Source organism: Frigoribacterium sp. UYMn621, from assembly GCF_040549525.1.
In the GTDB taxonomy this organism is placed as follows: Bacteria; Actinomycetota; Actinomycetes; order Actinomycetales; family Microbacteriaceae; genus Lacisediminihabitans.
On record NZ_JBEPTM010000001.1, the window covers coordinates 670,623 to 692,612 of the forward strand.

General features: G+C 63.5%; 19 protein-coding genes. 7 read left to right on the forward strand and 12 right to left on the reverse strand.

Annotation, left to right across the window (positions count from 1 at the left end; genetic code table 11):
- The 6 genes from ABIB54_RS03505 to ABIB54_RS03530 all read right to left on the reverse strand — a co-directional run bounded on the left by ABIB54_RS03505 (window position 1) and on the right by ABIB54_RS03530 (window position 5,633).
- Complete coding sequence (locus tag ABIB54_RS03505) at window positions 1-1,320, reverse strand: hypothetical protein (RefSeq protein ID WP_354574126.1); 1,320 nt, start codon at window positions 1,318-1,320, stop codon at window positions 1-3.
- Between the two features lie 63 nt (window positions 1,321-1,383).
- Window positions 1,384-2,412, reverse strand: a complete 1,029-nt coding sequence (locus tag ABIB54_RS03510; protein WP_354574127.1) for an NAD-dependent epimerase/dehydratase family protein — start codon at window positions 2,410-2,412, stop codon at window positions 1,384-1,386.
- Window positions 2,409-3,200: a glycosyltransferase gene (locus ABIB54_RS03515; protein ID WP_354574128.1), complete on the reverse strand. Its 792-nt coding sequence runs from the start codon at window positions 3,198-3,200 to the stop codon at window positions 2,409-2,411. Before ABIB54_RS03515 ends, ABIB54_RS03510 begins: the two co-directional genes overlap by 4 nt.
- Complete coding sequence (locus ABIB54_RS03520) at window positions 3,197-4,402, reverse strand: nucleotide sugar dehydrogenase (protein ID WP_354574129.1); 1,206 nt, start codon at window positions 4,400-4,402, stop codon at window positions 3,197-3,199. Before ABIB54_RS03520 ends, ABIB54_RS03515 begins: the two co-directional genes overlap by 4 nt.
- 129 nt (window positions 4,403-4,531) lie before the next feature.
- A complete protein-coding gene (locus ABIB54_RS03525) occupies window positions 4,532-4,903 on the reverse strand; it encodes a DUF2304 family protein (RefSeq protein WP_354574130.1) in 372 nt (123 codons plus the stop codon).
- A gap of 4 nt (window positions 4,904-4,907) precedes the next feature.
- Window positions 4,908-5,633: a glycosyltransferase family 2 protein gene (locus ABIB54_RS03530; protein ID WP_354574131.1), complete on the reverse strand. Its 726-nt coding sequence runs from the start codon at window positions 5,631-5,633 to the stop codon at window positions 4,908-4,910.
- Between the two features lie 67 nt (window positions 5,634-5,700).
- Between ABIB54_RS03530 and ABIB54_RS03535 the strand changes: the two genes are divergently transcribed.
- A complete protein-coding gene (locus ABIB54_RS03535; RefSeq protein WP_354574132.1) occupies window positions 5,701-6,978 on the forward strand; it encodes a hypothetical protein in 1,278 nt (425 codons plus the stop codon).
- A 4-nt stretch (window positions 6,979-6,982) separates the two neighbouring features.
- Here ABIB54_RS03535 and ABIB54_RS03540 read toward each other — a convergent pair whose 3' ends face one another.
- The gene (locus ABIB54_RS03540) at window positions 6,983-7,954 is read right to left on the reverse strand and encodes a GDP-L-fucose synthase family protein (RefSeq protein WP_502917047.1); all 972 of its coding nucleotides are present in this window, start codon (window positions 7,952-7,954) and stop codon (window positions 6,983-6,985) included.
- Between the two features lie 98 nt (window positions 7,955-8,052).
- On the opposite strand from ABIB54_RS03540, the gene ABIB54_RS03545 reads away from it, so the two are divergent.
- The 4 genes from ABIB54_RS03545 (at window position 8,053) to ABIB54_RS03560 (ending at window position 12,048) form a co-directional block, all read left to right on the forward strand.
- Window positions 8,053-8,826 carry a glycosyltransferase family protein gene (locus ABIB54_RS03545; protein WP_354574134.1) on the forward strand — a complete coding sequence of 258 codons (774 nt, stop codon included), beginning with the start codon at window positions 8,053-8,055 and terminating at the stop codon, window positions 8,824-8,826.
- A 77-nt stretch (window positions 8,827-8,903) separates the two neighbouring features.
- Window positions 8,904-9,944 (forward strand): GDP-mannose 4,6-dehydratase, encoded by a 1,041-nt coding sequence (gene gmd, locus ABIB54_RS03550; RefSeq protein WP_502917048.1) that lies wholly within the window; start codon window positions 8,904-8,906, stop codon window positions 9,942-9,944.
- Entirely contained in the window at window positions 9,941-11,038 is a 1,098-nt protein-coding gene (locus ABIB54_RS03555; protein WP_354574135.1) for a glycosyltransferase family 4 protein, read from the forward strand. Before gmd ends, ABIB54_RS03555 begins: the two co-directional genes overlap by 4 nt.
- A 23-nt stretch (window positions 11,039-11,061) precedes the next feature.
- A complete protein-coding gene (locus ABIB54_RS03560; RefSeq protein ID WP_354574136.1) occupies window positions 11,062-12,048 on the forward strand; it encodes a GDP-mannose 4,6-dehydratase in 987 nt (328 codons plus the stop codon).
- A 4-nt stretch (window positions 12,049-12,052) separates the two neighbouring features.
- Here the strand turns inward: ABIB54_RS03560 and ABIB54_RS03565 are convergent, their stop codons facing one another.
- From ABIB54_RS03565 to ABIB54_RS03580, 4 genes are all read right to left on the reverse strand, one after another.
- Window positions 12,053-14,098 carry a DUF7657 domain-containing protein gene (locus tag ABIB54_RS03565; RefSeq protein ID WP_354574137.1) on the reverse strand — a complete coding sequence of 682 codons (2,046 nt, stop codon included), beginning with the start codon at window positions 14,096-14,098 and terminating at the stop codon, window positions 12,053-12,055.
- A gap of 67 nt (window positions 14,099-14,165) precedes the next feature.
- Window positions 14,166-15,455, reverse strand: a complete 1,290-nt coding sequence (locus ABIB54_RS03570) for an O-antigen ligase family protein (RefSeq protein WP_354574138.1) — start codon at window positions 15,453-15,455, stop codon at window positions 14,166-14,168.
- A 2-nt stretch (window positions 15,456-15,457) separates the two neighbouring features.
- Window positions 15,458-16,798: an O-antigen ligase family protein gene (locus ABIB54_RS03575; RefSeq protein WP_354574139.1), complete on the reverse strand. Its 1,341-nt coding sequence runs from the start codon at window positions 16,796-16,798 to the stop codon at window positions 15,458-15,460.
- Between the two features lie 148 nt (window positions 16,799-16,946).
- Window positions 16,947-18,170: an acyl-CoA dehydrogenase family protein gene (locus tag ABIB54_RS03580; protein WP_354574140.1), complete on the reverse strand. Its 1,224-nt coding sequence runs from the start codon at window positions 18,168-18,170 to the stop codon at window positions 16,947-16,949.
- 110 nt (window positions 18,171-18,280) lie between these two features.
- Between ABIB54_RS03580 and manA the strand changes: the two genes are divergently transcribed.
- Complete coding sequence (gene manA, locus ABIB54_RS03585) at window positions 18,281-19,492, forward strand: mannose-6-phosphate isomerase, class I (RefSeq protein WP_354574141.1); 1,212 nt, start codon at window positions 18,281-18,283, stop codon at window positions 19,490-19,492.
- Window positions 19,493-19,738: 246 nt separating this feature from the next.
- Window positions 19,739-20,746: a PDDEXK family nuclease gene (locus ABIB54_RS03590; RefSeq protein ID WP_354574142.1), complete on the forward strand. Its 1,008-nt coding sequence runs from the start codon at window positions 19,739-19,741 to the stop codon at window positions 20,744-20,746.
- 89 nt (window positions 20,747-20,835) lie between these two features.
- On the opposite strand, the gene ABIB54_RS03595 is transcribed toward ABIB54_RS03590, so the two are convergent.
- Entirely contained in the window at window positions 20,836-21,843 is a 1,008-nt protein-coding gene (locus ABIB54_RS03595) for a GlxA family transcriptional regulator (protein WP_354574143.1), read from the reverse strand.
- Window positions 21,844-21,990: the final 147 nt, after the last annotated feature.

A 21,990-nucleotide genomic window follows, 5' to 3' on the forward strand; every position in this document is an offset into this window, starting at 1 on the left:
TCAGCCTTTGTAGCCGAGGTTCGTCTCGGCGCGGCGGAGGTCGTTTCGGTCGAAGAGTTGCACCGTGATGGCGTGCTCCTTGTAGAGCCCGACCAGCTCACGCATCGTCAAGTCGGGTGCCCATCGCGGATCGGGAACAGAAACGAGCGAGATCGCTCCGGGATTCGTGATGTAGAGGTGAAGAGCCGCGGAAATGACTCGTTTCGATCCTAGTTCGATCTGAGCTTGCTGGCCGGCGGCTTGACGCAACACGGCTGCCTGGGACGCACTGACCAGCAAGATGAGTATGACCGCGGCTGTCATAGCCCAGCGACGCGCGCCGACCCACTGGCTGAGGGCGAGAACCAGGATCGGGAGAAAAAGTAGCGTGATCGTGTACACGTAGCGAGAGGACGATCCTGTTGCAGGGAATGCAGACCGGGTGTAAGCGGATAATCCTGCAAAAATGAGACCAGCCAGGGCGAGGAGGAAAGCTGGTTCCCCTCCCAGCGGCACGCGGCGGCGGACGACGAGGTGGTACACAGCCCAAACCCCCACGGCGACGAGAATTTCGGTGCCCAGCCCGAGGATCGGAAACACCGTCTGGAATCCGGGTCCGAAAAGATTGGAGAGAAAAGCAGGAATGTCCAGTAAGAACTTGTTTGCCGAGAGCGGCCCGGGACTCGGGTTCCCCGGGTTCCCCAGCGCGCTGGTAATGTACCAGACCAGATAGACCCCGGCAGTGATACCGAAGTGGATTGCGGCCCGACGCCAGCCGGTTCGGCGCCACAAAATCAGTGAGGTGACTACGAACAGGGGAAGCGCGGTTCCCGACCAAGTGAGGCTGAAGACTGAGATGGCGACGACGGCCACGAAGCGCGGTCGGGAGATTTTGGCCGAGCTCGCGAGATAAAACGCCAACAGTCCAAATCCGAGACCCCCGATGAATCCAATCTGGAACGCCCACAGGATGTTTTCGGCACCGGCGCCCAAGACGATGAATAAAAACGTCGCTGCGGTGGTGAGCCAGGGGTTTGCGCCGGAACGGAGGATGACCCGCCAGATGAGGTGAGCTGTCGCTAGATGAAAAATGGTGACGAGTAGCGCATAAGGGAAATAGCTGTTCAAACCTACGAGCTTGATCAGGGCCTCATAAACGAGGATGGGGCTGGTGCTCCAATGGCCTACGTGCGGCGCGAAAACGTCAAGTCCATCGAACTTGATGAATGCCCATTCGTCGAAGAAAAACCATTGCTTCCGCTGAAGGAACAGGATCAGCGCAAGGCCGACCAGGAGACTGGCGAGATGCCAGAATCCAGGTCGGTTAGCGACATCACGCACGAAACCCACGGGTCCCGGGCGGCTCGTCGCTGTTAGCGAATTAGACACGGAGGATGATCGCCGTTAGATGGTGCCTTCTGCAATGGCATTTTGAATCCACGGGATGACCTCGTCGAGCATGTCCTCGAGCCGTGTCGTCGCCTCGAAGTCGAGGAGGTCCTTGGCCTTCGAGACATCCGGAATGCGCTTCTGAACGTCGTGTTCGAAGCCATCATCGTGCACGAGGTGCAGCGGAACTCCGGGTCCCTTAATCTTCTCCCAGATGATGCCGGCGAGTTCGGTGACCGTGTGGCCGTCGGCAGTAGAGATGTTGAAGTCGTTGTTGAGGGCAGCCGGATGTTCGAGGCTCAGCACGATGCCGCGCGCAAGGTCGCCGCCGTAGGTGTAATGACGAACCTGGTCGCCGCCTCCAAGGATGTGAAGGGGGTCCTGTCCCTTCAGGATCTTCTGCACGAGGTCGGGCACCACGTGGCTCATTGCCAGTGCAACATTTCCGGAATGGATCTCCACGTCACCGAGTGCGCGCCGCTCGCCGATTCCCACGCAGTTGAACGGGCGCAGGATCGTATAGGGAAGCTTGTACTGGTCCCAGGCGGCAATGGCGAAGTACTCGACCGCGAGCTTCTGGAATCCGTACGACGACAGCGGCGGCGGCACGATCCGCTCGTCACCCTCCTTGCTCGGCCAGCGGTCGGTGGACTCGAAGACCATAGAAGACGACATGTAGGTCACCTTCTCCAGGCGCCCTCCCGCTTTCTTCGCCGCGATCGCCGCGTCGACAGATGAAGCGATGATGCGCTCGTTCTGCGCGAGAAGGTCGTACGCGTACGTATGGAAGTAGGAGATTCCGCCGATGAGCGCTGCGCCGGCGATGAAGTGGTCCGCGTCCGAGAGCAGACGGGTCATGAGCTCGACATCCTGCACATCGCCGACGACGAGCTCGTAGTTGGGGTTGCTGTCGTACGACTTCGTGACCGGGCCGTACTTGGAGAAGTTGTCGACTCCCACGACCTGGTACCCCTTGGAGAGAAGTTCTTCGACGATGTATCCGCCGATGAATCCCGCTGAGCCGGTGACAACTACTTTTTTCATGGGGCCGAATTTCCTTTATCGTTGTGCGGCTGAGGGGCGAGGCCCTTACCGCCGGTCGCTCGCTCGGTGAGCTGGGCGACGGTCAGTTGAGGGCCAAAAGCGAATCTATACCAGCGCAGATATTTCGGAATCCATGTGGTGAGCTTGAAATTCGACTCTCCGAATGCGCGATCGAGCCAGATCGTGGGTATCTCCGCCACCGGGAGTCGAAGGCGTCGAGCCTTCGCCGTCAGCTCCAGACCGATTTCGAAACCGTCTCGACTGTCGATGCCGACGGACTGCACGAATGCCCTGCTGTATGCCTTGAACGAATTGGTGGCATCGCGGGTGCCCGCATTCGTGAGCACCTGGAGCGAGGTGCCCGCGGATCGCGAGAGGAATCGCTTGAAGCGCGGACCGCCGACCTGCTGCCCGCCGGCCATATAGCGCGATGCCGCTGCGACGACGACGCCGCGCTCAACCAACCGGACGAGATCGTCGATCTGTCGCGGGTCATCGCAGCCATCCGACATGGTGACGACCACCGTGGGAGCAGTCGAACTGTCGATTCCGAATCGAATGGCTTGCGCAGGCCCTCGCCCGTACGTATTGATCATGTGGCGAAGGCGGGGCTCCTTCTTCTCGTACGCGGCAACCACCGGGAGCGTCGTGTCTTCCGGGGTGTCGACTACTACGAGCACTTCGGCTGGCAGAGATACCGCTTCGAAGATGCGGTCGAGGCTCGCAAGGATGCCTTCACCCTCGTTATAGGCGGGTATGACTATCGAAACCCGAGGAGAGGCGGTCACACCACCACTCCAGCGCCCTGGATGTTCCACACGTCGGCAATCGGCTTGTCGGTGGCCAGTGCGCGATATTCGTCATGCGGAGTCGCGATGATCAACAGGTCTGCCTTCTTCAAGACATCCTCCAACGGCAAAAGCGTGTCGTCGATCTCGTCTGAGACGTAGGGGTCCGTACCGATCACCGCTTTCGCTTTGAACTTGAGCACCCGGCGGAGCTTGTACGACAAGCTGGACCGGATGTCATCAGAGCCGGCTTTGAACGACATCCCGAGGATTCCGACAGTCAGCTCAGAAAGGTCGAATCGCTTCTCGAGCTGGCTTACGAGGTACAGCGGCAATCCCTCGTTGACGAGCATTGCAGAGTGGCCGAGGCTGAACTTGTTGTCGCTGAAAGCCGCGAGCTGCATTGTGTCCTTGAACAGGCACGGCCCGGCAGCAAAACCCGCCCCGGGCAAGTCCTTTGCCCGCGGGTAGTCCTGAGTGAGCCCCTTACGGATCTTTTCGAAATCGAGGCCCCTGTCGTTCGCCATCATGTAGAACTGGTTCGCCGCAGCGAACTTGATATAGCGCCAGGTATTGGTGAATAGCTTGGCGAGTTCGGCTTCTTCGGGCTCGAGGTGCACGATCGTGTCCGTAAGGGTGCCGAAGAGCTCCGCGGCTCGCTGCCTGCCCGTTGCTGACCGGCTCGAAACGATCTGAGGCAACGTGAAGAGCTCTTCCATCGCTTTGTGCTCGGCGATGCGCTCAGGGCAGAATGCGACCGGCACGTCGACGCCGAGGGCAGCGACCATCTTTTCGACGAGAGCGGTGACGCCGGGATAAACAGTGCTCCTGAGAACGAGGAGCTGACCGTCCTGGAAGTATTCGCTACAGCCGCCGAGCGCGGCTGGAATGGCGTTGGGGTCGGGATTGAGGTGCTCATCCACGGGCGTGCCGATGACAACCACCACATTGCGGGCGGAGCCGACGACCGAAGCGTCTGTCGAGGCGGAGAATCGACCGGCGGCGATGACCCGATTGAGTACTGCCTCAGCGCCGGGTTCGCTGAACGGGATCTTGCCCGAGTTGATCGTGTCGACCGCCTTCGAACTCAGGTCATAGACGACGACTTTCGATCCGCGGTCAGCGAGGGCGATTGCGAGAGGCAATCCGACATGACCTCCTCCGCCGATTACGACTACGTCATTGGGGAAGTTTTCTGGCACTGGAATCCTTTGAAACGGGGCGCGCACGGTCCGGGAAGGGGTAAGAGTTCGCATCAAGACTACCCAATGGTCGGGAGACGGCCGTCCGCGACCGACCTCGACAGGTACTGGTCGAGAGCTGAATGTCCCTCAGCCGTCGGCGTCGCGCGACGCAGTCTCTTCGAGCTGGCGGATGCGCAGATCCTGGAGCGAGACGAGTTCAGCGAGGGTCCGCACTTTCGATTCGACGCGGGTGAGTTCTGAACTGTGCTGCAGGGACACGAGGAACAGGACGGCGATGCTGACGAAGAAGACGAGATTGAGCGGAACCTCTATGCCGATCAGCGAAGCAGCCCACTGGAGCGTCGCAGGGAAGATCCCCACGACAAGGGCGAGCGTGCCGGCAACGAGCCACCAGATCGCGTGGCGTTCCCGGAGGCTCCTTCTCCGCAGCAGCTCGATCACCACGATGAGGGCGAGAGTCGCTGACGCGATTCCAAAAATGTAGGAGACGAGGCTCATTGGATCAGGTTCCCTGAAGAGTCGACGATGGCCGCGCGAGCGCGAACACGAGTGCGATGCCCACCCGACCGAGGTAGGCGGCCGCGCGGAACGGATTGTGGGAAGGCACACCGCCAGAGCGCACTCTCATTGACACGGGCACCTGACGGATTACGCAACCGAACCTCGCCGCGATGACAAGCGCTTCGATGGTGTCACCGAGATACTCGGCGGGATAGTGATCGGCGAAGAGTGCGACACACTTCGGACCACTTGCGCGAAATCCCGACGTCGTATCTGTCAGCCGGGTTCCAGCCGTCTTGCTCAGCACCACAGCGAGGAACTTCATGGCCCACTGTCGTGGACCGCCGACCGCGTAGTCTCCTTCGCCGGCGAACCGGGCACCGATCACGAGGTCTGCGGCTTGGAGTTCGGCCAGCATGCGGGGAACACTCGATGGATCGTGCTGTCCGTCCGAATCGATCTGTACGACATTGTTGAATCCATTCGCCTGCGCGTACTTGAAGCCCGTGCGCATCGCGCCCCCGACGCCGAGGTTGAAGGGGAGGGTGGCGACGAGCGCGCCGGCAGTCTGCGCCCGCTCGGATGTCGCATCCGTCGAACCGTCGTCGACCACGAGAATGGTCACTCCTGGCAGGGTCTCGAAGACTTCTCTGACGACTGCGCCGACGGAGGCTTCTTCGTTGAATGCCGGCATGACCACCAACGTCTGCTCGAGAAGGGGCGACATGGTGCGATCCTACCAACGAGCAATTCGCGCACGGGGACCTCCGACGCCCCCGCTTAGACTCGGATGTGTGACTGCACCTGGACCGCCGCAACGCAGTGGTCTACGACTTTCCGGGGTCTCGCTCATCATCGTTGCCACCGGCGTCGCTGGCGTCACCTCCTATCTGGTCACCTGGCTCGTTCCCAACCAGATCGGGCTCGCGCGCTACGCGCTCTTCGCGGTCTTCTGGTCGTTCCTCTACCTGCTGGTCGGGACCCTTTCGGGAGTCCAGCAGGAAGTCACTCGCGCCACACACGCGGTTGCCGTGGACGTCGGCGGTGGATCACGGCATCACGCGCCGGCGCGGGCGGCGGTTTTCGCCGTTCTCGTTTCGGCGATCGTGCTGATTGTGATACTCGGTTCGGCACCGGCCTGGGTGTCGGCAATCTTCCCGATCGAGGGGTGGGCACTCGTCGGGCCGCTCGCGGTCGGTGCTGGGTCCTACGTCTTCGTTGCGGTTCTGGCGGGGTCGTTCTATGGGGTCGCACAGTGGGTGCCTATCGCCCTGATGATCGTGGTCGATTCGCTTCTTCGCCTTGCCGGAATCGGGATCGTGCTGGCACTCACCCACGACATCGTGGCGCTCGCCTGGGCGGCGGCCATCCCATTCCCTGGTGCGCTCGTCGTTCTTTGGCTCTTTATCCGCCAGTCGATCGTCGGACGCTCCGAACTCGATGTCGGCTACGGTCGACTCACCTGGAACGTGGCGCGCACCACGTTGGCGGCAGCGGCCGCGAGCGCGATGGTGAGCGGTCTGCCGTTCCTCATCGGGATCACTGCACCCGGCGAGCCGCGTGCACTCGTGGGAACCCTCATCCTGTCGATTACGCTCGCGCGGGCGCCACTGATCGTCGTCGCGATGTCCCTCCAGAGCTACTTCATTGTGACGTTCCGGTCTCGGCCTCGCGACTTCTGGCGAACGTTCCTCAGGCTGCAGGCGATGGTTCTCGGCGGCGGCTTCGTGCTCGCCATCATCGGCTGGCTCATCGGACCGGCGGTCTTCAGCCTGTTGTTCCGCGGCCAGGTCGCGCTGCAAGGCTGGTATATCGCTGTGCTGGTCATCTCATCGGCTTTGGTCGCAGCGCTTTTCATCAGCGCCCCGGCGGTGCTCGCTCGCGGCCAGCATTTCGGCTACACCGCGGGCTGGGTGGCCGCCGCCGTCATCACAGTCCTGTCGCTCGAGTTGCCCGTGGACCTGACGACACGAACTGTCGTGGCGTTGCTTATCGGTCCTGTAGCCGGCTTGGTGATTCACGGATTCTCGCTGGCTTTCGCGAAACGGCCGTCGCCCGTCGACTTCGGCTGACGATCTACTTTGCGCGGAGGTGCTCGTGGTTGTCCAAGTACCACTGGAAGGTGCTCGCGATGCCATCCGCAAGGTCGATCGACGAGTTCCATCCCAACTCTGATAGCCGACTCACGTCGAGGAGTTTCTGGGGGGTACCATCCGGTTTGGTCAGATCTTGCACGAGGATGCCGGTGAATCCGACTGTGCGGGCGACTAGTTCCGCGAGTTGCCGAATCGACAGGTCGGTTCCGACGCCCACATTGATGGTGTCCGGTGAGTCGTAGTTCTCAAGAAGGAAGAGGGCCGCAGCCGCGAGGTCGTCCACATGCAGGAACTCGCGACGAGGAGTGCCCGTTCCCCAGACGACCACCTCGGGCGCGTCGTCTCGGCGAGCTTCATCCAGCCTGCGGATGAGCGAAGGAAGAACGTGCGAATTGCGCGGGTGGAAATTGTCTCCTGGCCCGTAAAGGTTGGTCGGCATCGCCGAGATCCAGTGACGTCCATACTGGCGCCGGTACGACTGGACCTGCATGATTCCCGCGATCTTCGCGATCGCATACGCATCGTTAGTCGACTCGAGTTCGCCCGTGAGAAGCGAGGACTCCCTGATGGGCTGCAGGGCGAATTTCGGATAGATACACGACGAGCCAAGGAACAGAAGGCGGTCCACCCCGACGGAATTCGCGGCATCCATGATATTGAGTTGGATCTGCAGGTTGTCACTCAGGAAATCGGCGGGGTAGGTGTCATTCGCCAGGATGCCGCCGACTCGGGCGGCCGCGTCGATTACGACCTCAGGGCGTTTCTCCTCGAAGTATTCGAAGACTCGAGCGCGGTCGCGCAGGTCCAGGTCGGCCGAGGATGCCCCGACGAGATCGGTGAATCCGGAGGCTTCCAGCCTGCGCCAGATTGCCGATCCGGAGAGACCCCGATGGCCGGCCACGTAGATACGGGCGGACCGGTCGAGAGGGAATTCAGGGCTGGATATACTCACGGGATCCATATTCATTCTGCCTGCGGCGCGAACAGCGACGGTCAGGATAGGCGCTGAATTGCGCTCAGCCAGAGATTCTAACAATTCGAGAGACGAACATGTCCAACGCGAAGATACTGGTCGTTCTTCCCACGCTGGGGGAGCGATTGGATTCTCTGGCAGAGACGCTTTCGGCGGTTGACGCGCAGCGTGCTGACGTCGATCTCACCCTCATCGTAGTGATGCCGACGGGCGCGGTCGCCGCTCGCGAGCTCGTGGCCGGATTCGCCGCGGTGATTGTTGACGACCCGAAGGAAGGGATCTCGGCTGCCATCAACTGCGGCCTTGCAGCCAGGACCGACGAAGAATTCTATGCCTGGATCGGTGACGACGACCTTTTTCGGGCGGGCGGACTCCTCACTCTCCGGGGCTTGCTCGGTGAGCATCCGGGGGCCGTTCTCGCCTATGGCGGCTGCGAGTACATCGACCCGGCGGGGAATGTCCTGGCGGTGAGCAATGCCGGCGTACTCGCCAAGTTCCTGCTCCCCTGGGGTCCGGACCTGATTCCGCACCCCGGCACCATGATCAGGTTGGATGCGCTTGAGGCCATCGGAGGCTTCGACGTCACTCTCAAATACGCGATGGACCTCGACGCGTTCCTCAAGCTCCGGGCACACGGGTCTTTCGTCTGCACGCGAACCGCGGTATCTGCGTTCCGATGGCACCCTGACTCGCTCACCGTGGCCAATCGGCTCAATTCAAGTCGTGAGTCGGAATCGGTCAAGACCAGGCACCTCGTACCGCTGCTTCGCCCCATCAGCCCCCTCTGGAACTACCCGATCCGCTGGGCGTCGTCCTTCGCCGCACGCCGTGTGAGCGCGCAGGCCAGATAGGGCCTGTGCGATAGAGTTGCGACCTATCTCGGCGCGTGCGTACCGACGCAGCCACGCCACAACTTCACGATGCAGGAGTGCCTACCATTAGCGAACAGACGGCCAGGCGAGCATTCGTCACGGGAATCACCGGGCAGGACGGAAGCTACCTCGCCGAGTTGCTGCTGTCCAAGGGCTATGAGGTGCACGGGCTCATCCGGCGGGCTTCGACGTTCAACACGGCGCGGATCGATCACCTCTACCGCGACCCCCACGAGAGCGGCGCAAAGCTGTTCCTGCACTACGGCGACCTGAGCGACGGATCTCGACTCGTCACGCTGCTCGAGTCGATCCGCCCCGATGAGGTGTACAACCTCGGAGCACAATCTCACGTGCGGGTGAGTTTCGATGAGCCCGAATACACTGGCGATTCCACCGGTCTCGGCTCCATCCGCCTTCTCGAGGCGATCCGGATGATCGGTCTCGACTGCCGCTTCTACCAGGCGTCGAGCTCGGAGATGTTCGGCGCTACACCACCACCGCAGAACGAGGACACCGCGTTCTATCCGCGCTCTCCCTATGGTGCCGCGAAGCTCTATTCCTATTGGGTGACTCGCAACTACCGCGAGGGCTACGGCATGTTCGCGGTCAACGGCATCCTCTTCAATCACGAGTCTCCTCGCCGCGGCGAGACGTTCGTGACCCGAAAGATTACTCGTGCAGTCGCTCGAATCGCGGCGGGGCAGCAGAGCGAACTGTTCATGGGAAACCTCGATTCTGTGCGCGACTGGGGATATGCGCCGGAGTACGTCGAGGCGATGTGGCGCATGTTGCAGCACGACACGCCCACTGACTACGTTGTTGCCACTGGAACGAACTTCACGGTCAAAGACTTCCTGCAGCTCTCCTTCGAGCACGTTGGACTCGACTGGCAGAAGTACGTCACCTTCGACGAGCGGTATTTGCGACCGACGGAGGTGGATGCACTCGTCGGCGACGCATCCCGTGCGCAGGAACAGCTCGGATGGGTTCCCCGTGTCCACACCCCCCAGCTCGCCCGGCTCATGGTCGACGCCGATGTCGAGGCGCTCGCCGTGAGTGGAAAGCCCTGGATCGACACGGTCTACGTTCCCGAGTGAGCTCGACCAGATCCACAGGACTGAGCGTCGGACTCTCGATGCTGACTCTCGTTCCCGGCGGCATGGGGGGCAGCGAGACTTACGCCCGCGCCCTCACCCGGCAGCTCGACGGCATAGACGAAGTGTCGGCCGTGGCTGTACTGCCGGCTAGTGCGGCAGGTTTTAGCGAGGGAATCCCGGAACGAGTCGTCGAGCAAGTGCGAGGCGGTGCTTCCACGGGCGATCGACTGCGCACCGTTGCGACTGCCACTGTGCGCGCAAAGAGCATTCGGCGACTGACCGCCGACCGTGATGTCGTGCATTTCCCTTTCACCGTTTCTGTGCCCCGACCGACGCGCCACCAGGGTTTCGTGCAGTCGCTGCTCGACGTGCAGCACCTCGACCTGCCGCAGTTGTTCAGCCGCGCGGAGCTGGCGTATCGCCACCACTTCTACCAGGGAGCGGCGAAGCGCGCCGACGTTGTGATCACAATCAGCGAATTCGCCAAGACGCGAATGGTCCAGCTACTCGGGCTTTCGCCCGAGAAGATCCGCGTCGCCCATCTCGGCGTGGACACCTCCGCGTTCGTGCCGAATTTCGGCGAACGAGAGAACTTCGTGCTCTATCCCGCCCGGGGCTGGGCACACAAGAACCACGCCCGACTGGTCGAGGCGATGGCCGTCGTTCGAACCTCCATTCCGGGCATCCGGCTGGTTCTCACCGGCGGAAACCTCGACTCGCTCGGCGCGCTCCCGGACTGGGTCGATCGCTTGGGTCTCGTGAGCACCGAGAAGTTGCATTCCCTCTATCGGTCGGCATCCGCGATCGCGTTCCCCAGCCTCTACGAGGGGTTTGGCCTTCCGCCGCTCGAGGCGATGGCATCCGGATGTCCCGCTGCCGTCTCGAATGCGGGTTCCATCCCGGAGGTGTGCGGCGACGCGGCTATACTCTTCGATCCTCTCGACGTCGGCGCTATCGCATCTGGCATCGAGACAGCGATCGCCGATCGAGCGACCCTGTCTATGGCAGGCGTCCACCAGGCGGCCCGGTTCACCTGGGAGGCGTGCCGCGACGTGCACCTGAGCGCGTATCGTCAAGCGCTCCAGTCTGTCTGACGGCCTCCCCTATGCTTGTCGCCATGGGTGCATCCGACGGCTCGAACATCGTTCTCGTCACCGGAGCGAACGGCCAGGACGGGCACTATCTCGTCGAGCGTTTCGTGGCGCGGGGGTTCGACGTGCACGGCATGTGTCACTCCACGGAGGGCGCAAGCCGACTCATCGCCGAATTCCCGGGAGTGACTGCGCACGTCGCCGATCTCGCTGACACAGCGAGCATTACCGATGTCGTGGTGAACGTGCGACCCACACATATCGTGAATCTCGCGGGCAACACGTCGGTCGAACGCTCGTGGCAATTTCCCACGGAGACCGCCGACGTGCTCGGCGTCGGCCCGGTTCGACTGCTGGAGGCCGCCTGGCAACTGCAGTTGTCGGCTGGCGCGCCGGTGCGATTCCTCCAGGCGTCTAGCGCGGAGGTCTTTGGGGACGCTCTCTCGTCACCCCAGCGCGAATCGACTCCTCGGATGCCTGTCACGCCGTATGGTGCGGCCAAGTCTTTCGCCCAGGAGATGGTGGCCGTGTATCGTGCCCGCGGCATGCTCGCCAGCTCGGCGATCCTCTACAACCACGAGTCTCCACGTCGCCCAGCCAGTTTCGTCGCCCGTAAGATCTCCCGCCAGGCGGCGCTGATCGCCACGGGCGGAGCCGAGTCGCTGACGCTCGGAAACATCGACGTCTTTCGAGATTGGGGCTACGCGCCCGACTATGTCGAAGCGCTGGTCACGATCCTCGATCAGCCCGACGCTTCCGAATACGTCGTCGCCACCGGCGTAGCGCACTCGGTGCGGCAATTCGTGAAGACGGCGTTTTCGTATGTGGGAATCGATGACTGGGAATCTTATGTGATCATCGATCCGGCGCTCTACCGCCCCGCCGATCCCAAGAGCTTGGTAGGTGATCCGGCGAAGTTGCGTTCCTTGGGGTGGAAACCGAGCGTCGATTTCGAACAGCTTGTCCACATCATGGTCGAAGCGGATCTGGCGCTGCTCGAGGACCGTGTCTGACCCGTTATCGCGGTGCAGGGACGACCCGGTAGATTGTCAGCGTCTGCCTCGGAACGACGAAAGAATGGATGGCGTGCAGGCACGATTTGCCGAGCGTCGATTTGCCCGACAAGACGTACTCCACGTGTTTTTGTGCGAACGTGGAACAGGCGTCGAAGGTGACGAGGATCTGGTCTGGAGCAGGGTTGGACACCTGCGGTTCGCCCGGGGCGGGCATCCATCCGATCCCGGCGAGACGGTTCCAGCTGAAGCGATACCGGCCGGTCGGGTCGATGTCGCGCCACATGGTGGCGGATGGCGCCCCCTGGACGCCGTTGAAAGCCCGCACACCGGATTCGAGGAGGATCGCGGAGGTTTCGACGCCGCCAACTCCAACCCAGGTTCCTTTGTCCACACGGTCGAGTTTCACGACCGCCTGAGACACCGGGGTCTTTCGCAGATCGAACACACCTACGTAGACGGGATTCACGGCGGCGGTTCCGAGCACTCCGACGAGCACGAAGGCAAGGGCGCCGAGCGCGAATCGTTTTCGAGCGAACCAGAAGATCACGGCAGCGGAGGCGAGCGCGTACAGCCACCAGAACGGAGCGTCGTGCCACAGCCGATCGCGCCCTTCGACGATCCAGACCGCCGCAGCAACACCGATCTGCGAGAGGAGGAACAGGGCTGCCGTGGCGGCGGAGAGCCACGAGGGCGGTCGTTTCGAATCGTGCTCCAGATGCCTTAGGACCAGTCCGAGGATCGCGAAGGACGCCAGCCCCAGGCCGATTCGAAGGCGATTATCGGAGGTGCGGTCGAGAAAGAGGAGGTGCGCGATCGCATTCCAACCGGGAAGGTACGAGAACGCGACGAAAATCAGCAGGACGGCGACAAGGGCGATGAGCATCCAGGGAAGCGCCCGCCGTGCCCGGACGGTGCGATAGACGATCCATCCCACGATGGGCACCATGAATGCACCCACCAGGAAGAAGGTCGACGACTCCGAGGAATTGAGGCCGAGGAATCCATTGCTGTAGGTGAGGGACTCTGTAAAGGCAGAACTGATGGTGCGGGCGGCCGACAGCGGAGTCGCCTCCCCGGTGGACGTGAGGCGCGTTCCGGGATACGAAGTCGACAGGAATCCGGCAAGCGCCTTCGCCTTCGTCGCGAGCCAGACCAGGGTTATCGCAGCGCCGAGCGCGCCGGCGACAGCGATGGGAATTGCTCGCTTGAGAAGATCTACCCAGGTCGAGCCCATGCGTTTTTGTTCCACGATCGTCCCGACGGCGAAGAAGATCACGACAAGCACGACGGGAACGATGAATGGGGCGTAGATGCCCATGGCCATCACGGGCGTGAGGAAGGCGATGACCGCGGCCCACGCCCACCGTGATCCCCAGGACTTGTCTCGCGTGGCCCAGAGAATCGCCGTCATCGTGACGAGAGCCCAGGCCAATGGCCAGAAGATTACAGTCTGGAACCACCATTGGAAGAAGGGACTGAAATAGAACCCTACGGCGATCGCGGCGGACAGGATCGGACGACGGGGAAGCAACGTCACCAGGAAACAGAATGCCGCGGCAATGAATGTGAGGGCGGCGATCCACCACTTGAATGCCGTGGCGTGGCCGACGTCCAGGAAGAGATATCCCCACAGGTGCGGGCGCAGCAGCACTGACCAATCCGCTCGGGGAAGGTCATGCGGCAGCGCAGCATCCATTCCTCCCGGCATCGTCTGGTTGCGATCGGGCAGACCCTGTTGTACCTGCGCGATCGACCATGACGTGTTCACGTACCACTCGTCGGAGCGGATTTTTTCCGGGTGCCCGGAAAGCAGGCTCGGATCGGATCCGGAGTAGACCCTTCCGTACATCTCTCCCGATGACGTGCCGTTGAGGCCGAACGAAACGCAGACGATTCCGAAGAGAAGCAAGAGCGCGGGGAAGGAGAGGAGTACCCGCGCCCTCGGCAGCCCGTCGGCGCGAGGCTCCGAGAATCGAGACAGTCGGAGTCGCGCGACAGCAACTATGGAACGCGCCCGACCGGGTATCCGAGGGCTGGTCAAGCGCATGGAACTCCGCAAATATCACACACGAGGAAAGCTTCCGGCCCGTCGGGCCGTTGCAATTGTAGGGCCACTATTCCCACACCGCGGGCACGCGCGTCGCCGCGAACGCCTTGCGCCAACTCAGCTCCCGCGACGCCTTCACCGAGCACACCACGAACGTCAACCAGCCGAACTCCACGAGCAGGCTGCTTTCGGCCAGCCCGGTCACCAGCAGCACGACGAGCACCAGTGCCGGCCAGGCGTAGACGAAGCTGCGCTGGCGGGAGGCGAGGAGCCAGGAGCGGATGAAGGCCAGCCCGAGCATGAAGACGAAGGCGAAGAGGCCGATCAGGCCGACCTGGAACCAGACGTCGAGGTAGGCATTGAGTGCGGACGGCTGCAGCCCGTCGCGGATGTAGGTGAAGGGGGGAATGCCCTCCCACCAGTGGCCGGCCCAGCCCCAGCCCTCGAGTTCGTGGGTGGGGATCAACAAACGGATCGGGCGCCAGATCGCGAGTCGCTGGTTCAGCTCGTTGCTCGCGCTGAGCGCATTGATGATCGGCGTGCGGACAGCCCACGCGATCGTACCCACCGTGATCGTCGATCCCAGCAGCACGAATTGCCAAATGCGCTTGCGCTCCGGTGACACTCGGCGGAGACCGTAGAGGGCGAGGGCGGCGAGCATCGCCACCATCAGGGTGCCGAAGGCGATCGGAGACCGGGCGAACAGCAGGGTGATCCCGCCGAGCACGAGGGATCCGATCGCGAGGTTGCGGGAGACCGAGCGGGTGCGCAGTTCCGTGCCGAAAGTCACGATCGCCACGAGCGTGACGATGCCGAGCTTGTTGCGGGTGCCGAAGATGCCCTGGATCGGCCCGAGCACATCGAGGTTGCCGGCGATCGCGAGGAAGTGGATGGGGCTGTCGATGAGCACGCCGGAGAATATCTCCAGCACGAGGGAGAGCAGCAGGGCTCCGCGCAGCACGTTTCCGAAGGCCCGCGCGATCTGGATCGTGTCGCGGATGAGCGCGACGTAGATTCCGAGCATCGTCACCGACAGCAGGTAGATGGCACTGCCCGCGGTCGCCCAGTTGTATTGGCTCCAGAAGACCGAAATCGTCGCCCAGCCCACGAAGACGAGGAGGGAGATCGGCAGAAGGCCGTGCCACTCGATCTCCTCGCGCTGGGCGAGCAGTGACAACGATGCGAGCACGACGAGGCCACCGAGGATGGCGAGAGCACCGGCCCAGCCCATCAGCTCCTGCAGCAGGAGCGTTGCGAGTTGCGATCCGATGATGACCTGGGTGAGAGCCGCCGAGAAGCGGGGGGCTCCGAGAAAGCTCCTGGCCAGTTCGAACGCGGGATGTCTCGGCTCGGCCATGCTCACGGTCTGCCTCGCAAGGTCGCGGGGGAGAGCTCAGGGGCTACCGGCTCGAGGCCGAGAGGGCTGATCTTGGTCTTGACCGCCCAGATCACGAGCAGCATCAGTCCACCCTCGAGCAGGATGCGGCTCTCGGCGATGCTCTGCACCAACTGAGCGGTGAGGACGAGAAGGGGGAGCAGCGAGAGCCAGAGGTGGGAGCCGGGGTCTCGAGGCGACGTGACCACCGGGTCGATAGCGATCAGCCAGGAGCGCACGACGGTCGCGAGCACGAGCGCGCCGAAGACGACGAGTCCGATGACACCGAGCTGCAGCCAGACATCGAGCCAGGCATCGTGGGCGTGCGGTGGTTGAACGCCCCCTGCCTTCTTGAAGGTGTCGAATGGCGCGATCCAGACGATCCAGTAGCCGAGCCATCCCCAGCCCGCACCCGGGCGCTGCTGGGCAAGTGCGATGACCTCGTGCCATATCGTGAAGCGGCCGGTGAAGTCGGAACTCTTGCCGAGCAGCTCGAGGATGCGGCTCTGTGCGACATCCGCAAGCACCGCGAGACCCGCAGTGACGATGACTATTCCGCCGTAGGCATAGGCCCGTCGGCGGGGAGTGCCGGCCCGTCTCACGATCAGCGCGGCAAGCGCCACGACCACCACGGCAGCCAGTGCGACGAAGATGGTGGCGGATCGGGTGAGCGCGATCGTGAGAATGGCGACGGCCAGCCAGAACCAGCCCCACCCGCGCTTCACGGACTTCGAGGCGAGCTGGATCGCAAACACTATGAGCCCGAGCAACGCGGCCATGGCGAGGAGGCTCGAGTTGCCCACGATGCCCTGGATCTTGCCGAGATCGAAGAGCAGATCCCGCGACCAGTAGAGCAACTTGGCGGGGTTGCTTTCGGGCGTCACCCACACCGGGTAGATCGGATGCCGGATGATCGCCGAGACGATGAATTCGAAGAGGAACGAGAGCCCGAGCACCAGCCGGAAGACCCAGCCGAGCACGATGAGAAGCTCCGGCCAGGTCACGGTCACCGCGATCGAGACCGCCGACGCGGTGGTCAGCAGCAGCACGACGGCGCCGAGGGCCGTGAAACCGGGATAGAACGACCACGCGATCGAGAGGAACGCGAGGACGATGAACGCGAGCAGCGGATACGGCAGCGATCCGAGACGGAAACGGTCGCGATTGTGCACAAGCACGACGATCGAGATGGCGGCGATGACCACGACGAACACGCCGTAGCCGTACCAGCTGAAGGAGTTCCTCCAGAAGTCGCCGGCTATCCCGGTGAACAACACGAAGGTCGCGAATCCCAGGCGGAATCCGCGGCTATCGAGTGTCTTCATAGAGAACAGGTTAGGCGTTGCGGGGATGTGTGGGTCGAGTAGCGCGCTCTGCGGGCGCAACGAGACCCGGCGGGGGGTCTCGACACGTCGCTGGCGCTCCTACTCGACCGGCACAGGGGTCGCTGGCGCTCCTACTCGACCGGCGGGGTCAGACGAAGGCCGCCTTGCCGGTGATCGCGCGCCCGACGATGAGGGTGTTCATCTCGCGCGTGCCCTCGTAGGAGTAGATGGCTTCGGCATCCGCGAAGTACTTGATGACGCCGTAGTCCATGACGATCCCGTTGCCTCCGAAGAGCTCGCGGCACCAGGCGACCGTCTCGCGCATGTGCCGGGTGGTGAACTCCTTGGCGAGCGAGGAGTGCTCGTCGCGCTGAGTGCCCTGGTCGAGCATGTCGGAGACGCGCGTGACGACTCCGATCGACGCCGTGATGTTGGCGAGGCTCTTGGCGAGCAACTCCTGCACCAGCTGGTGGCTGCCGATGGGCTTTCCAAATTGGATGCGGGAGCCGGCGTACTCGACGGCCGCCTCGTAGGCGCCCACCGAGTTGCCGACCGCGGCCCAGGCCACTTCGGCGCGGGTGAGGCGGAGCACTGCCGCGGTCTCGCGGAAGGATTTGGAACCCTGGAGGCGGTTCGCCTCCGGCACGATCACGTTGGTGAGCACGATGTCGGCGTTCTGCACGATGCGAAGCGCCTGCTTGTTCTCGATGCGCTTCGCGGAGTATCCCTCGGTCGTGGTCGGCACGATGAAGCCCTTGACCTGGTTGTCGTCCGCATCGCGCGCCCAGATGATGGTGACGTCGCTGATCGAACCGTTGCCGATCCAGCGCTTCGCACCGTTGATAATCCAGTTGTCGCCGTCGCGCTTCGCGACGGTCTGCAAGCCCTGGGCGGTGTCGGATCCGGAGAGGGGTTCGGTGAGTCCGAATGCCCCGAGCAGCTCGCCGCTCGCGAATCGTGGCAGCCACTCGGCGCGCTGCTCGGGGGACCCTGCCACGGCGATGGACCCCATTACGAGGCCGTTCTGCATGCCGACGAGGGTGGCGACCGAGGCATCCACCCGCGCGAGTTCCAGGGCGACCCAGCCGCGGAAGGTCGCGCTGTTGGGGAACTGCTGCGTCTCCGGGTAGGACTGCCCGAAGAGACCGAGTTCGGCGAGGCCGTCGACGATGTGACGGGGGAAGAATTCCGCTGTGGTCCAGAGGTCGTTCATGATCGGGCGTACCTCGGCCTCGAGGAACGCGCGGAGCTTCACGATGTACTGCTTCTCGTGTTCGCTGAGCAGGCTCTCGTAGCCATAGAAGTCGCTGATCAGTGGCGTGAAGGGGGCGAGTTCGGCGGCGGACTTCGCGTTTTCTTCGGTGAGGGTCATCGGGGCTCCATTGCGTGAGAGAGACATCTCCGGCCACCTTAAACGCCGATTCTGGGCGTTGGCCAAGCGATTGGTAGTTTTGTCTAACCCCCGATCGAAGGAACGCGCGGATGTTTGTAGGCATCACCAATACCCCCCGGCCGTACGCGTGGGGGTCGACGACCGCGATCGCGAAACTGCTCGGTTGCGAGGCATCCGGAGACCCTGAGGCCGAGCTCTGGCTCGGGGCGCATCCCGGCTCGCCGAGCACGATCCTCGATCCAACGCAGACGGGCGGTGCGACGGATCTCGCGGAGTGGATTGCGGCCGACCCGGAGACGACGCTCGGGCGGTTCGCGGCATCCGGTCGACTCCCGTTCCTGTTGAAGGTGCTCGCCGCCGCGTCCCCGCTCTCGCTGCAGGCACACCCGACTCTCGAGCAGGCGCGGGCCGGATTCGACCGCGAGAACGAGCTCGGCATCGCTCTCGATGCTCCAGAGCGCAACTACAAGGACGCCTTTCCCAAGCCGGAGCTGATCTACGCCCTGTCTCCGACCTTCGATGCGCTGTGCGGATTCCGCCCGCTCGCCGAGGTTCGCACGCTGCTTCACGCGTTGATCGACGCGGCGAATGCGCTGGAGGACCCTCAGCCGCAACCTCTCGAAGACCTCCTCGACTCCCTTTCGGGATCGGATGTCGCGCTGCCGGAGACCTTCGAATGGCTCATCGGTCGGCGCACCGGCGTCGCCACACTGGTGTCGCTCGTCACGACGCTGGCATCCCGCGGAGTGGCAGGCTACGACGCCGAGATGGCGACGGTCTCTCAGCTCGCGGAGGAGTATCCGGGCGATCCGGGCATCGTCATCGCCTTGTTGCTGAACCGGGTGACGCTCGTGGCGGGGGAGGCGCTCTATCTGCCGGCCGGCAACATCCACGCCTACCTCAGCGGCCTCGGCGTGGAGCTGATGGCGTCCTCTGACAACGTGCTGCGCGGAGGCCTCAGCCCGAAGCACATCGACGTGCCGGAGCTGCTCGACGTTCTGGACTTCACTCCGGTGCCGGTGCCCTACCTTCAGTCGAGCTCTCCCTCCGAAGGCGTCGCGGCCTTCACCCCGGATGTGCCGGACTTCGAACTTCTGCGCGTCGACGGCATGTTCCTCGACGCCTCGGTCACGCTCAGTGGGCCGGCGATCGCGCTGTGTACGGCCGGCGAGGTGTCGATCTCCGGCTCCGTGTCATCCGCCTCCCTGGTGCTCGGGGACTCGGTGTTCATCACGCCGGATGAGGCGGGGTTGCGGTTCACGGGCTCCGGCACCGTGTTCGTGGCGACGACGGGGGCGTAGGCGGTTACTGCGCGCGGCGTGAGTGCGCCGTGGTGCCCATTCCGTGTCGATCCCTCCCCAAAACGCAGGAGATTCGCCACGAAACGCTACTGTTTGCCGCCGCAGGTGCGTTTTCGCGGCGAATCTCCTGCGTTTTGGTGACGACTCGCGCGGTGACCTCTCCTCCCCCGGCAGATGCGCGCGCCGATCTCCCCAGATCGGTAGGCGGTGGCACGCAGGACCTCCGACTGCCGAGATGCTTCGGCGATGACGCCCATCGACACGCTCGTTCGACGATCTGGCTGGTTCCTGCGACGAAGGGACCTTCTGGCGCTCGGCCATTCCGACAGTTCGATCCGCGCAGCCCTGGGTGACCGCCGGATATTCCGGGTGAGGCAGGGCTGGTACTCGGTTCCGGATGCCCCGGAGTGCGCGATCCGCGCGGTGAGGGTGGGTGGTCGTTTGACCTCGATCTCCGCACTCGAGTCCTACGGAATCCCCGTTCCCCGACGACCGGAGACCCACATCGCGGTGAGGGCGACCGCCGGTCGGCTTCGATCGACACACGATCGCCGGAAGCGTCTCGCGGGCGAGCGCGACGTGCGCATCCACTGGGTCGACCGCGTGGCATCCGCGGAGTCCCGCTGGAGGGTGTCCATGGACGATGCCCTTCTGCAGGTGTTGATCGATGAACCTCGTGACATTGCCGTCGCGTGCGCGAGCCTCGTGATGCATTTCGAGAAGTGGACCGATCGCCGGATGGATGCCGTATTCGCCCGCGCGCCGGGTGACGTGCGCGGGTGGCGAGAGTTGGTGAGTGCGCTCGACGAATCGCATGGCGAGACGTTCTTCCGACTCTGGGCCACGGATTCGGGTCTCTCCGTGGTTCAACAGGTGTCGCGCCGGGGTGTCGGACGACTCGACTTTCAGGTCGGGCCGCACACCTTCGTCGAGATCGACGGCGGGCAACACGATCCGGCGTGGACAGCCACGACGTCGAACTCATGGGAGAACGACCACGACAGGGATACGACGATGTCGATCACGGGGGATCGGGTCCTGCGATTCACCTACCGGCAGCTCTACATCGACTTCGCACGCATCCTCCTGGCCGTGCGGCGATGCCGAGCGGATGACCTCGCGCTCACCGCGATCCGCGCTCGCCGGCCGTATCGCCTCGAAGTGCGTCCCGACCGCGTGCGAGGCGTCCTCTCGCGGTCGAAAGCGCGATCACACGTCCAACGAAAACGCAGGAGATTCGCCACCAACCCGTGACGAACGCCGCCGAAGGAGCGTTTCGGCGGCGAATCTCCTGCGTTTTGGGGGAGGTGGCGGCGGGTGACAGTCCGGGAGGCGTCGGGGGGCTACGCCGGCACCTTCTCGCAGAATGCCCGCCGGTAGGCCGTGGGGGTCACCTGCAGCACCTTCACGAAGTGGTGCCGCATCACCGCCGCGGCGCCGAAACCGGTGTCGGCCGCGACCATCTCGAGGCTCAGCTCGGTCTGCTCGAGCAGCTGCTGGGCGCGGATGATGCGCTGCCGGTTCAGCCAGGCTGCGGGAGTCGTTCCCATGTCGGCACGGAAACGCCGGGCGAATGTTCGCGGCGACATCAGCGCTTTACGCGCGAGCTGCTCGACGGGAAGGTCTTCGCCGAGGTGCTGCAGCATCCACTCCGCGACCTCTGCGAAGGAGTCGGCGCAGTCGTCACTGAGCGGCGACTGGATGTACTGGGCCTGGCCGCCGTCGCGCTGGGGTGGCACCACCATGCGCCGGGCGACGACGTTGGCAACCGATGCTCCCAGCTCCTTGCGCACGATGTGCAACGCGGCGTCGATGCCCGCCGCCGTGCCCGCGCTCGTGACGACCTTGCGATCCTCCACGTAGAGCACGTCGGCGTCGACGGTCGAGCCCGGATAGCGCGCGGCGAGCTGTTCGGCGTGCATCCAATGGGTCGTGGCGCGGCGCCCCTCGAGGATGCCGGCCTGGGCCAGAGCGAAGGCTCCGCTGCAGACGCTCAACACCCAGGCGCCGCGAGCCTCCGCGGCGCGGATCACCTCGAGGTAGCGCTCGTCGATCGGACCGAAGTCCGCGGGATCCACCGAGTGCGCCGGCACCGCGATGAGGTCGGCATCGGCCGCGACATCCAGTCCGGATTGGATGATCATGTCGAAACCGAGGCTGGTGCGCACCGGACCCGGGATTGCCGTCGCGATGGTGAAGTCGAACGAGGGGCCGCCCATGTCGGAGCGGTCGATGCCGAAGACCTCGCAGATGACTCCGAATTCGAAGGGGGCGACTCCGGGGAGAGCGAGGAGCACGATCTTCTTCAACACGGCGACTCCTGTGGCGGGAATGAGCGGAACGATGGCCATCCTGCCACTCGTGGCAGTAACTCTCAAGTCATAGATTTTCTGCCATGATCACTTTCATACTCGTCATGGGAACACTCACCGCGTGGGCCGTCATCGGCTCGATAGTCGTAGGTCGGCGAGACGGGTACCGCCGGCAGCCCGGACGAC

What these genes read in the sequence shown, in the direction of transcription:
- ABIB54_RS03565 (WP_354574137.1), bottom strand. Translation starts at nt 14,098, where the DNA reads ATGCGCTTGACCAGCCCTCGGATACCCGGTCGGGCGCGTTCCATAGTT.
- ABIB54_RS03580 (WP_354574140.1), bottom strand. Translation starts at nt 18,170, where the DNA reads ATGACCCTCACCGAAGAAAACGCGAAGTCCGCCGCCGAACTCGCCCCC.
- ABIB54_RS03545 (WP_354574134.1), top strand. Translation starts at nt 8,053, where the DNA reads ATGTCCAACGCGAAGATACTGGTCGTTCTTCCCACGCTGGGGGAGCGA.
- ABIB54_RS03595 (WP_354574143.1), bottom strand. Translation starts at nt 21,843, where the DNA reads ATGGCCATCGTTCCGCTCATTCCCGCCACAGGAGTCGCCGTGTTGAAG.
- ABIB54_RS03575 (WP_354574139.1), bottom strand. Translation starts at nt 16,798, where the DNA reads ATGAAGACACTCGATAGCCGCGGATTCCGCCTGGGATTCGCGACCTTC.
- ABIB54_RS03525 (WP_354574130.1), bottom strand. Translation starts at nt 4,903, where the DNA reads ATGAGCCTCGTCTCCTACATTTTTGGAATCGCGTCAGCGACTCTCGCC.
- ABIB54_RS03530 (WP_354574131.1), bottom strand. Translation starts at nt 5,633, where the DNA reads ATGTCGCCCCTTCTCGAGCAGACGTTGGTGGTCATGCCGGCATTCAAC.
- ABIB54_RS03560 (WP_354574136.1), top strand. Translation starts at nt 11,062, where the DNA reads ATGGGTGCATCCGACGGCTCGAACATCGTTCTCGTCACCGGAGCGAAC.
- ABIB54_RS03590 (WP_354574142.1), top strand. Translation starts at nt 19,739, where the DNA reads ATGACGCCCATCGACACGCTCGTTCGACGATCTGGCTGGTTCCTGCGA.
- manA (WP_354574141.1), top strand. Translation starts at nt 18,281, where the DNA reads ATGTTTGTAGGCATCACCAATACCCCCCGGCCGTACGCGTGGGGGTCG.
- ABIB54_RS03570 (WP_354574138.1), bottom strand. Translation starts at nt 15,455, where the DNA reads ATGGCCGAGCCGAGACATCCCGCGTTCGAACTGGCCAGGAGCTTTCTC.
- ABIB54_RS03510 (WP_354574127.1), bottom strand. Translation starts at nt 2,412, where the DNA reads ATGAAAAAAGTAGTTGTCACCGGCTCAGCGGGATTCATCGGCGGATAC.